We start from the raw sequence: 12220 nt of genomic DNA on the forward strand, positions 1-12220 counted from the left end.
ATCCCGCCGGTTAACTTTTTTTAGAATGAAGAAGAAACATCACCATAAAAAGAAGCCTGGATTTTTTAAAATATGGTCTGCCAAATTACATCTTTGGCTGGGACTATCTGTCGGGTTTATTGTTTTCATAGTGTCCTTATCGGGGACTTTATTTGTTTTTAAAGACGAGGTACAGAACGTGCTCCGAAAAGAGGCTATTTATGTAAAATCACAGACCGTAAAGGAACAGGCCTTGCCCATAGAAGTACTCCGTAAAAAGGTGATGACTCATGTTCCGGAGAAATATCCTGTGAGCGCTGTAGAAATCCCTTTAGATAAAAATAAAACCTATATGTTCTCTTACTATGAGAAGAGCAAGAAAGGATGGAATTACTTCGGTCAGGTAAAGGTCAATAAACTGATTTATGTGAATCAGTACACAGGGGATATACAAGCAGTATATAATGAGAAGTACGATTTTTTCATGCTTATGAAATATCTTCACTGGAGTCTTTTATTGAATTCTGAATGGGGTCCATATGTTATCGGAATTCCTGTTGTACTCTTTATTTTTATGCTGATTACCGGAATTGTATTATGGTGGCCGAAAAATAAAAAAGCAAGAAAAGGACGATTTAGTTTCGACTGGAAGAATGTGAAAACCTGGAAACGCAAAAACTATGACCTTCACAATATTTTAGGCTTCTATGCTTCATTTATTGGGCTAATAATGGCTGTCACCGGAATCTATTTCACTTATCCGTACGTGAAGAATGTATTCAATTATGCCCTATCCGGATCCGCAGAGCTCAAAAAAGAGAAAGATATTAAATCACCGGATTCACTTACAATAAAGAACAGTTCTGTATATGATCTTACCGCACAGCAGACAAGATTACATTATCCCGGATCATCAAGTTTCAGAATTCCCCTAAGCGGAAAAAATAAGAAAGGAAAGAAACTGAAAAATATCCCAGTAACGGTCTATCAGAAAGAGGGCAGGTACAGCGAAAGGCATCAAATCATTTTTGATAAATATTCAGGGAAAATCCTTCTGAATAAATCTCATGAAAGCCTAAATGCTGCAGAGAAATATTCTAACGCCAACTATGACATTCATACCGGGTCCTATTTTGGACTGTTTGGAAAAATAATCTGGTTTATTACAGGGCTTATATGTACATCTTTACCTGTAACAGGATTTTTAGTATGGTGGGGAAAACAGAAGAAAAAGAAAATATAAGCACACATTAAAAATGAATAAGGCAATACTAACTGCAGCTTGTCTGGCTGCAATCAATATATTTGGGCAAAAAAATGACAGCCTGAACACCAAAAGTGTAGACGAGGTTATACTTACTGCTTCAAGAAAAAAAGAGAATATAAAAGAAGTACCAAGTTCTGTTACTATTGTAGGAGAAAAACAGGTACAATCCCAGTTAACTGTAAACTCTGATATTACAAGTATTTTACAATATACAGTTCCCAGTTTAGGGCCTAGTGCCGGACAGACTTCCAATACAGGGCAAACCCTTAGGGGCAGACAGGTGCTGGTACTGATAGATGGTGTGCCACAATCGACACCGTTGAGAAACGGAGGAAGAGATATCAGGGTAATAGATCCCTCTTCAATAGAACGTATAGAAGTTATTAAAGGAGCGTCTTCCATCTACGGAAACGGAGCAGACGGAGGTATCATTAACTATATCACGAGAAGAGGTAAATCGGACAAAAAGATTTCCGGAATTTCTCAGGTTGGTTTTACAGGACAACCTTATGGCGGAACGCTTGGAGTAAGAGCGAGCCAGCTTCTTTCGGGTAAACTATCGGATAAATTCGATTATGTTGCTTCATTAGCCTATGAAAGAACGGGATATATGAAAGATGCCAATGGTGTAAATCTTAGCCCTTCTTACAGCACAGCAAAGATGGACAACTATAATGGGATGCTGAAGCTGGGTTATAACATCAATGAAAATCAGCGAATAGAAGCTTCTTATATTGGTTATGCCTCAAAATCCGATTTGAATTTGGGATTAAAAACCGGTAAATATGGTATTACTCCAACTATAGGAGAAGGCAAAGGTCTTGGATTGGAGACAACCCCACAAGGAACACCTAGAAATCATAACTATAAATTGAGTTACGATAACAAAAACCTTTTCAATGGTACTTCTCTGAATGTAAATCTTTATTATCAGGATTTCAGAACTGTTTATGGCTATAGTGATACTTTCCTGAACGGAGGGCAATCCAACGTAATTTCAAAGAAAAAAGGGTCAAGAATAAATCTGGATACACAGTTATGGAATACAGCGAACTCTCAGGCTGAAGTCATCTATGGAGTAGATATCCTAAATGATCAGACTGTTCAGAAGCTGGAAGACGGACGTTATTGGACTCCGGATATGGATATGACAAACATAGCGCCCTTTGCATTAATAAAAATTGATTTATTAAAAAAGCTAACGATAAAAGGAGGGTTGCGCTATGAAAATATGAAAGTAAAAGTGGGGGATTTTAATACCCTGTCTACACTTAAAAGTGACGGAACTTTTACCAAGAGTATATTTGTAAAAGGTGGAAATTTAGAATATAATGCCCTTGTTGGAAATATAGGTGTACGTTATAATGTTCAGCCCTACATCAACTTATTTGGTAGCTTCTCACAGGCTTATTCCATTAATGAGTTGGGAAGGATATTAAGGACGTCTACAGCCAGTACAATTGCCAGTCTGGAAACCAAGCCGATTATTGTAAACAATTATGAATTTGGAGCAACCGGACAACTTGCTAAGTGGATTAACTATGAGATTACGTCTTATGTAAGTACCTCCAAACTAGGGGCAACATTTGTACAAAGTCCGGACAGGTCTCTTACTATACTCAGAGCACCGGAAGTTGTGTATGGAGTAGAAGGATTCCTGCACTTTACACCAGCCCGATGGATCAACTTCGGTACCAGCTACAGCTGGATGGAAGGTGTTACATCGCTGAATAACGATGGCGATTATTCTGCAAAGATTAATAACAGCAGGATCTCCGCACCCAAAGTTTTAGCTTATGTACAGGTTAGACCAATTCAGGCACTTTCTGTAGGATTGGACATGATGCATTCCTTTAAGCAGGATCGTTTCCAGCCAAACCCTAAAACAGGCCAATTTACATATGGTGAAGGTTTTGTTCCGGAATACACCATTTTTAATTTGAAATCCAGCTATGAGGTAAATAAGAACTGGAAACTGTCATTAGGTATTGAGAATCTTTTTGATAAGCTTTACCAGCCAGCCGTTGCATGGTGGAATGCACGAGACAACGAATTTGTCAATTCTATGGGGATGAGAGGTACTTTTATGATTGAATACAAATTTTAATTAATCTAAATAAAAAAAGAAGCTTATCTTTGGGCGAATTTATTTTCACTGACAGGATATGAAAAAACATCATCATAAAAAGAAGCCGGGATTCTTCAAAAAATGGTCTGGAAAGCTGCACCTTTGGTTTGGTCTTTCTATTGGCTTTCTCATATTTATTATTTCAATAACCGGAGCTTTGTATGTTTTCAAAGATGAGGTTGAAAACTATACCCGAAAAGATGTAATCTACCATAACGAACAGAATATTGAAAACAAGCAGATCCTTCCGATAAAGGTTATGGAAAAGCTGGTGGTAGAGCAGGTGAAAGAAAAATATCCCGTTCACTGGGTAAATATCCCGATAGATAAGAAACAGTCTTACATGTTCTTCTGGTATGAGCATAATCCGAAGGCATGGAACTATTTTGATGAATTTCCTGTTTACAAGCAAGCTTACGTAAATCCCTATACAGGAAAAGTTCTAAGAGTATATGATGAGAAAAACGGATTTTTCAATATTGTAAAGATGATCCACTGGAGCTTTCTGCTAAAACAGGAATGGGGTTCTTATGTGGTAGGTATTCCGGTGATTATTTTTATGGTTATGTTAATTACAGGAATTGTCCTTTGGTGGCCTAAAAATAAAGCGGCGAGAAAACAACGATTTTCTTTTAAATGGAAAAACATTAAAAGCTGGAAAAGGAAGAATTATGACCTTCATAATGTTCTGGGCTTCTATGCTTCTATATTTGCTTTGATCTTCTCCATTACAGGGTTGTTTTATGCTTTTTTCGTTGTTCAGGCAATGATCTATATTGTTTTCTCCGGGGGCAATACAAAATATCCGGATTTTACACATATCAAGACCAAAGCTCCTGTAGAAATGAGAACAGACAGAACACTGGATAAGATTATTAATACTGTTAAGGAAAAGTACCCTGAGTCTTATGGTTTTGCATTAGACCTTGGACACGAGCATATGGATGATCATGAACATGCTAACTTTGAAGTTTATGTAAAACATTTATCCTATTCTTATCATAAAAACAGCAGCCTTATTTTTGATGAAAACTCTGGTGACTTGCTTCATACACATGACCCTAAAGACAAAAACTTTGGAGAGAAGGTTGTGGGGGCTAATTATGATATCCACGTAGGAGCTATATTGGGACTGCCGACTAAGATTATAGCCTTTATTGTGAGTCTGGTCTGTGCATCATTACCCGTAACCGGATTTATGATCTGGTGGGGCAGAAGGAAGAAAAAGAAAGCTTAAATTTTTAAAAGATTATAATAATTGACGAAGCCGGAACTTTAGTTCCGGCTTCTGTATTTCAGTATAGGATCATTATTTACTGAATGTATATGTCTGTTTTCAATCAGTTTACTGCTTAATTAAGTAGCCTGAATATAAACTATTTGTTTTCGTTAAATTTTATACACCAAAGTTATTTAAATTTAGTCTAAATAAAATATGATTAATTTCATGTCTTAATTTAGAATAAATAAATATAATTTTGCACAAAAGAAGATTATGAAAAAAGCTGTCTTGTTTTTCTGTCTTTCAGCTTCTATAGCTGTGGGTGCTCAACAACAATCTGAGAAAGAAAAAGAGATTGAAGAAGTTGTGGTATCCGGAAATACTTTCGAGCAGAAAGTAAAGGAAGTTCCTATTCCTATAAAGGTTATAGATAAAAAACAGATTCAGCAGTCAGGAAGTGTACGATTAAGTGATATTCTTGCAGAGCAAACGGGTCTTATTATTACCCCAAACCATGGTACAAGCCTGCAAATGCAGGGGATGACCGGTGAATATACACTAATACTTATAAATGGAGAACCTTTGGTCGGAAGGACTGCGGGAACTCTGGATCTTTCCAGAATTACCGTAAATAATATTAAGAGAATAGAGATTATAAAGGGACCCAGTTCTTCACTATATGGATCAGATGCTTTAGCCGGAGTGGTTAATATCATCACCGAAACAGCAACCAAAGATTCAGGAAGTTTAAGCTTGCGCTACGGGACCAATACCAACATAGATTTTGGTGGAGACATCAACATCCGAAGAGATAAATTTTCAGTAAACCTATCTGCCAACCGTTATAGTTCCGAAGGCTACAGCCTTAATTCCGGAGCAGACAGCTATGGGAAAACAGTGAATCCATTCGAAAATTTCACTTATTCCACCAATATCAATTTTACACCTAATAGTAAATGGAAGTTTGGCCTGTATGCAAGATATTATTATGACGATCAGGATGGTAAGATGCTTAGCCAGGGGCAAAAAGTTGATGGTTACTCTAAAAACAAAGACTACAACATTGCCCCACAGGCTACATGGACACCAAATGATAAAGTGACTTCCAGATTAAGGCTTTATATGTCTGCATCGAACAACGATTCTCAGTATAAGTTTGTAGATGGAGGGCAGGTGATGGATGAAACCTACTTTAGAGAACGTTATGTTAAAGCTGAAAACTTTACAGATATCAAGTGGAGCAAAAAATGGCAGACCACTTTAGGTGCAGGTATTATTTATCAGGATATTGAAGCCAATAGATATAATGAGAGAAAATCTTCAAATCAGTTTTATGGATTAGGGCAGATTGCATATACACCAATGCAGGGTTGGAATATTCAGGCAGGATTCCGTTATGATAACAACAGTGTATTCGGATCTCAGTTTAGTCCAAAGTTGGCAACAGATATACAGGTCTTTAAGTTTCTAAGTATTCAGGCTTCTGCAGGACGTGGATTTAAGGCTCCGGATTTCAGACAGCTCTATCTTAACTTCACCAATAATTTAGTAGGTTATTCTGTATTAGGAACACAGGAGGTTGGTGTAGAACTGGCCAAAATGATAGCACAGGGAATTGTAAAACAAGAAAATGTACTTATAGATCCTTCAAAAATTAGTGAGCTAAAACCCGAAAGCTCATGGGCCTATAATTTAGGAGCAACATTAAAACCAGCTAAAGGAGTAGTTGCCAAAGTGAATATATTCCGTAATGATATTGACAATCTTATTCAGACGGTCCCTATTGCCAGAAAAGAAAACGGACAGAGTGTTTTCTCTTATCAGAACTTTAACAAAGTCTTTACTCAGGGAATAGAAACAGAGTTGTCTGTAAGTTTCCTGAACAATTTTACGCTTGCGGGAGGTTATCAATACCTTGAGGCAAAAGATAAAGATGTATTAGACCGTATAAAAGCCGGACAATTAGGTGGGAATAATGACAGAGGAAACTATATCATATTAGGCCCCGGAGATTACTATGGTATTCCGGGAAGAAGTAAACATACTTTCAATGCTAAGCTATTTTATGAGGACAAAAATGGCTGGTTCTTCAATGTAAGAGGAATCTATAGAGGCGAATATGGCTTTGCAGATAAAGACGGCAACGGAATTATCAATAATAAATCCGAAATGGCACCAGGTTATTTCTTACTCAACGCTTCACTAGGAAAGAAGATTTTCAAAAACTATCATATCAGCATAGGTTCTGATAATATCACGAATTTCAAAAATATACAATTTAACCCAGAGTTTGCCGGAAGATTACTATGGGTGAGCTTTAAAATAACTTATTAATATATTATATATGAAAAAATTACTTTTTACTACAGCAATCGGATTACTATCACTGGCATCATGTTCCAGTAATGACAGAGGCTCTGAACCAGCACCAGTAAACCCATCCGCAACCGTTAAAACTCAGGAAGTGAAAGATGTAAATGCAACTGACAGAGCTAATTATACTTTGTATAGCCTTCGTGAAAATAAAGTCATTGCCACTACAGAACAGGATACAGATAAGTGGGATATAGGTTTTAGCGGAACGAAAATTATTATTAACGGTGGGAAAATAAGAAAAGGAAAAGGAGCTGCAACAATTGTAAAAGGAAGTTCTTTTGATGGTGTAAAAACAGCACCTGAAGATACGGTATTTAAAACGGATAACGGAACGACTAATGCTGATTTTGCATTAGAGCCATTATCGGATAAAGGATGGTATAATTATGCAAATACACGTATTACTCCTATTGCAGGAAATATTATTGTCATCAAGACAGGAGATGGTAAATATGCAAAAATACAAATTACAAGCTATTATAAAGGGGCGCCAGCTACTATTTCGGATGCAGCTGCAGCAAATGATTCAGCATACTATAACTTTAAATTCGCTTTACAAACTGACGGAAGTAAAACTTTCAGCAAATAACTATTTAATCTTTGGGAGATGAAATTAAAATCTTCCAAAGATTTATATATAACTCCAAATCAATCAAAATAATTATATATGAAAAAAAAAAATTACTTATTTTATTGTTTGTTCCTTAATTTTCATAGGGTGTAGATCTGAAGATAATGCTTTTAGTAGTAATAAAGAAAAACAAAATATAGATTTAGGAACAATAATTCTTCAAGAAAGAGATTCTAATTCTCTACTAACTCTCAGTAATAAAGGTATGAAATCTTCTGCTCAGGCTATGGCTGGCACAAGAGCTATTCCTAATCAACCTCTTGAATTACAATATTATTTGGGGAGATCATATAAAATTCAGGATATTCCTATTGCAGATCCAACAAATGTTTCTTTTCCTATTATAGATATTGAAAAGTTATATGCACTGAACCCAAACCTTTTTCAAATTACTGATATAGGGAAAAGTGACCCGAAATCTTTTGCTTTTACCAGTTTTGATCGTTATGAAAGTAAATCCTCTATAACAAGAAAGGTTAGTTCTGGGTTTAAGCTTAATCTTCTGGTATTTAGTATAGGTTCTAAAAAGACATTGACTGAAATCTTTACAAAAACTAAAGTTGAAGAGAATAAACGTGTTTTCGGAGAATTAAATGTATCAATCTTAGCTAATTCTTATAGACTAAGAAATGGTTCTTTTGATAAAGAAATAGCTGAAAAATATTTGCATCGTGATTTTGTTAATGAACTTTATAATAGTTCATATACCGATGTTGTAAATAATTTTGGACCATTTATTCTAACCAAATTCTTTTCTGGAGGGAAAGCAACTGCTTTGTTTACGGGTTTATATAATAAATCGACAACAATTGAGGAAAAGGAAAGAGAAATGGAAAGAAATATTTGGGCCTCATTTGAATTGAAGAAGAAAAGAGATGAAAAAGATGATAATAAATCAACCCTAGATATTAATATAGGCAGGAAAAATAGTGATAATACAAATATTTCTAACGAAATATCCCAAATGGAAACTTCTGTTAAAACTCTTGGTGGCGGCTACGGCTTTAGTGGATTTACTATTCCCAAAAATATTAATGATGTAGATATAAATTTATCAGGTTGGGCTGCTTCCTTAAATGATAAAAAAACTCATACATTGGTTGAAATAGATGATAACGGATTAAGTTTGCTTTCCGAGTATTTGCTAGAAGATAATTTTAAGAATGCTTATGATTATTATTTAACTGGTCGTATGAAAGAAAGAAAGTTGCAAGAACCTGCTATTATTATTCGCTCTCACTATTGTTTTGAGTGTTATCTTGGAGAACCAGATCAAATGAGAGCAGTTGCAATGCTTTATACCAGATTTGGAGATTGTATTATCTTAGATATAGATAAGTTATTAGAAAATGAGGATTTACCAATTCATCCAACGTTAGGGAAAGCAGGTTTAGGTACTCTCTTTGATCATAATAGAGGTGAGAATTGGGGCTGGAAAATAATAAAGATTGGAGAAATCGTCAAGAATAAATTAAAAGATATTTATAAAATAAAATATGATGTAAGGGTTTTTACAGGAGATTGTGGATATGTTGGCGATTGTGATGGATTAAGTGAGTATAAAGGATATCCCTTTGTGCAATTTAAATTTGACGAGAATAATGCAAAAAAATATGTCAATGCTAATAATAATATAACCTATATTCTTTCTACTAATCGTGATAATAAAAAGTTTGCTTATGCAATTCATGATGACTATATATTAGATACCTATGGTATTAGATCTTGGGTTAATGGCTTGCCCTCAGTGCAAATAACATCACAAGAACTAGGGCAATACACTATCGTTGGGCTATAATATTTAATACACCATAAATTAAATAGTTTGTTTTTTTACTTTACTTTTGGCCAGCCGGATTCCGGTTGGCTTTTTTTTGATAAAGCAATTGATAAAAACTAATAGATAATAATCTGAGAAATAACTAACTTCGTATAAGATTATGAAAAAAGTATTTTTCCTTATTCTTAGTTTACTATTAGTTTCCTGTCAGGGGCAGGAGAAGAGGAAGAGCACGGTTAAGCAAAATAAAATGGAAAATAAATTAGCGTATGCAACCATTGGAGGTGGTTGTTTTTGGTGTGTTGAATCATGCTTTAATATGTTAAAAGGGGTAGACTCTGTTATCTCAGGCTATTCCGGCGGGCATAAAGCGAATCCTACCTATGAAGAAGTTTGTACCGGAGATACAGGACATGCTGAGGTTGTACAGATAGCTTATGACCCTGCGGTAATCAGCTACAAGCAACTGATGGAGGTATTCTTATTTCTTCATGATCCGACACAGCTAAACAGACAAGGAAATGATATAGGGACACAGTACAGATCTGTAGTATTCTATAACAGTGAAGAGCAGAAAAAAGAAACAGAAGAGGCTTTAAAAGAATCTGAGGCTAAACAACAATGGAACGGTAAATATGTAACGCAAGTTGTTCCGTTTGAAAAATTCTGGCCGGCAGAAGCTTACCATCAGGGCTATTATAAAGAGAATCCAAATCAGCCTTACTGTAGCGCTGTTGTAGGCCCTAAAATTCAGAAGTTCAAAAAATACTTTGGTGAAAAGGGTTGGTTAAAATCCGAAGAAAACTAAGTATTTATTAACCATAAAAAAACAGTAAGAAACAAAATGCTTCTTACTGTTTTTTTATGTCTATTGAGAAATTTAAATCTTCTCTTCTTTAGATGTAAAGCTATAAAGAATGCTTTCTTAGCATTTCAGTATGGGGAATATTATCTTCAAGATAGCTTTCTCCCACAGGTTCGAAGCCAAGGCTTCCATAGAACTTTAATAGATAATTTTGTGCACTGATTCTGATATCAGGATTGGCGTATCTGTTTTTAATAGTTTCCAGAGTCAGATTTAGCAAGGGTCTTCCCAGCTTGTGGCTGCGATATTCCGGATGAGTAACAACTCTGCCGATACTGCTTTCAGGATACTTTATTCCCTGATCAAACATTCTGCAGTAGGCAACAACTTTACCACCCATTTCTGCCCACAAATGCAATGCTTTCTGATCTGTGTTATCTACATCCTGGTACGGGCAATTCTGTTCCACAACAAAAACTTCTGCTCTCAGCAGAAGGATTTGATATAATTCGGTTGTTGTAAGCTCTTCAAAAGCTTTTACTTTCCAGACAGGAATTTCCATTAAAACTTCACCTTATTTTTTTCTAAAATAATATTAGTCTCTCCAATGAAATCAAGAATAGCATCTCCACCTTCTTTTTTCTCAGCAGAAGTGATATAAGATTGCGGCAGTTCTTCCCAGAATTGTAAAAGCTCATCGTGATATGCTTTTACATGGTTTTCAATAGCTTTGGGTTTTAGCTTGTCCGCCTTAGTAAATATGATAGAAAACGGAATTCCGGATTCACCACACCACTGCATAAATTCGATGTCAATTTTCTGAGGAGCATGGCGAATGTCTACCAATACAAATAGATTCACCAGATTATTACGGTTTAGGATATAATTGGTGATTAGTTTTTCAAAACTTTTACGAAGAGTCTTCGATACTTTTGCATATCCATAACCAGGTAAATCGGTAAGATACCAGGTCTCATTTACAAGAAAATGATTGATAAGCTGTGTTTTTCCGGGAGTCTGTGAGGTTTTTGCAAGGTCCTTTCTATCCATCATCGCATTGATGAGAGAAGATTTTCCCACATTGGATCTTCCGATAAATGCGTATTCCGGAAGATTAGCTTCAGGGCACTCCTGCCATTTGCTGCTACTTTTTACAAAGTCAACTGATTTTATCAGCATTTATATTTTGTCTTTTAACCAGTTATACAATATATCACTAAACTCTTTTGGCTTTTCCATCATGGCAGCGTGGCCGCATTCATCGATCCAGAAAAGATCAGAGTTTGGTATTTCTTTATGCATTTCTTCTGCTACCTCAGGTGGAGTAACATTGTCCTGCTTACCCCAGATAATACATGTTGGACATTTAATATCCGGAAGATCATTCTGCATATTGTGTTTAATGGCACTTCTGGCAAGCATAACTGTTTTTATACCTTTCATTCTGTCATTCACCACGGCAAAAACTTCGTCCACAAGTTCATCTGTTGCCACTTCAGGGTTGAAGAATACTTCTTCTGTTTTTCTTTTGATATAAGTTTTATCGCTTTTTCTTGGAAAAGAATCACCGAAAGTACGCTCATATAATCCTGAACTCCCTGTAAGAACAAGATGTTTAACAAGATCTGGTCTTGCTAGTGCTGTTATAAGTCCTACATGTCCGCCCATAGAGTTCCCCACAAGAGTTACCGGGGCTTTAATATGTTCTTCTATAAAACGGATTACATATTTAGATATACTTGTAAGATTAGTATTTAAAACAGGCAAATCATAAATAGGAAGTTGTGGTACGAATACTTTAAATCCTTTTTCCGAGAAGTATGCTGACATTTCATCGAAATTGCTCAAACCACCCATTAATCCGTGCAACAGCACCATAGGATATCCTTCTCCTGCTTCCATATAGGTGAATTTCTTCTCTTTTTTTGTTTTAAAAATCATAATTATATGTTGCCTAAACCCTGCAAAAATACGAAAAAATCAAGTCTTGATTAGAGGTAAAGTTGATTAATATGTCAGAAATTACAAAATT

The 12220-nt window shown here is 35.7% G+C and carries 10 protein-coding genes; 7 read left to right on the forward strand and 3 right to left on the reverse strand.

All coding sequences use genetic code 11. The annotated features are described in order from the left end of the window. The first annotated feature begins 25 nt into the window (after window positions 1-25). From ATE49_RS17170 to msrA, 7 genes are all read left to right on the forward strand, one after another. Window positions 26-1222: a PepSY-associated TM helix domain-containing protein gene (locus ATE49_RS17170; protein WP_065083085.1), complete on the forward strand. Its 1197-nt coding sequence runs from the start codon at window positions 26-28 to the stop codon at window positions 1220-1222. Window positions 1223-1235: 13 nt separating this feature from the next. After that, window positions 1236-3353, forward strand: a complete 2118-nt coding sequence (locus tag ATE49_RS17175; protein ID WP_065083086.1) for a TonB-dependent receptor — start codon at window positions 1236-1238, stop codon at window positions 3351-3353. A 58-nt stretch (window positions 3354-3411) separates the two neighbouring features. Then, entirely contained in the window at window positions 3412-4611 is a 1200-nt protein-coding gene (locus tag ATE49_RS17180; protein WP_065083087.1) for a PepSY-associated TM helix domain-containing protein, read from the forward strand. Between the two features lie 258 nt (window positions 4612-4869). Then, a complete protein-coding gene (locus ATE49_RS17185; RefSeq protein ID WP_065083088.1) occupies window positions 4870-6930 on the forward strand; it encodes a TonB-dependent receptor plug domain-containing protein in 2061 nt (686 codons plus the stop codon). Between the two features lie 10 nt (window positions 6931-6940). Next, a complete protein-coding gene (locus ATE49_RS17190) occupies window positions 6941-7561 on the forward strand; it encodes an HmuY family protein (RefSeq protein ID WP_065083089.1) in 621 nt (206 codons plus the stop codon). 247 nt (window positions 7562-7808) lie between these two features. Next, window positions 7809-9401, forward strand: coding sequence for an MAC/perforin domain-containing protein (locus ATE49_RS17195; protein ID WP_065083090.1), 1593 nt, complete (start codon window positions 7809-7811; stop codon window positions 9399-9401). A 142-nt stretch (window positions 9402-9543) separates the two neighbouring features. Beyond that, window positions 9544-10191, forward strand: a complete 648-nt coding sequence (gene msrA, locus ATE49_RS17200) for a peptide-methionine (S)-S-oxide reductase MsrA (RefSeq protein ID WP_024568515.1) — start codon at window positions 9544-9546, stop codon at window positions 10189-10191. A 100-nt stretch (window positions 10192-10291) separates the two neighbouring features. On the opposite strand, the gene ATE49_RS17205 is transcribed toward msrA, so the two are convergent. The 3 genes from ATE49_RS17205 to ATE49_RS17215 are packed head-to-tail and all read right to left on the reverse strand — an operon-like array spanning window position 10292 to window position 12129. Further along, window positions 10292-10750, reverse strand: a complete 459-nt coding sequence (locus ATE49_RS17205; RefSeq protein WP_024568514.1) for a GNAT family N-acetyltransferase — start codon at window positions 10748-10750, stop codon at window positions 10292-10294. Then, the gene (yihA, locus tag ATE49_RS17210) at window positions 10750-11367 is read right to left on the reverse strand and encodes a ribosome biogenesis GTP-binding protein YihA/YsxC (RefSeq protein ID WP_034870852.1); all 618 of its coding nucleotides are present in this window, start codon (window positions 11365-11367) and stop codon (window positions 10750-10752) included. The genes ATE49_RS17205 and yihA overlap by 1 nt, the downstream gene beginning before the upstream one ends. Then, window positions 11368-12129, reverse strand: coding sequence for an alpha/beta fold hydrolase (locus ATE49_RS17215; RefSeq protein WP_065083091.1), 762 nt, complete (start codon window positions 12127-12129; stop codon window positions 11368-11370). Window positions 12130-12220 lie beyond the last annotated feature (91 nt).

The organism is Elizabethkingia miricola, assembly GCF_001675285.1.
In the GTDB taxonomy this organism is placed as follows: domain Bacteria; phylum Bacteroidota; class Bacteroidia; order Flavobacteriales; family Weeksellaceae; genus Elizabethkingia; species Elizabethkingia miricola.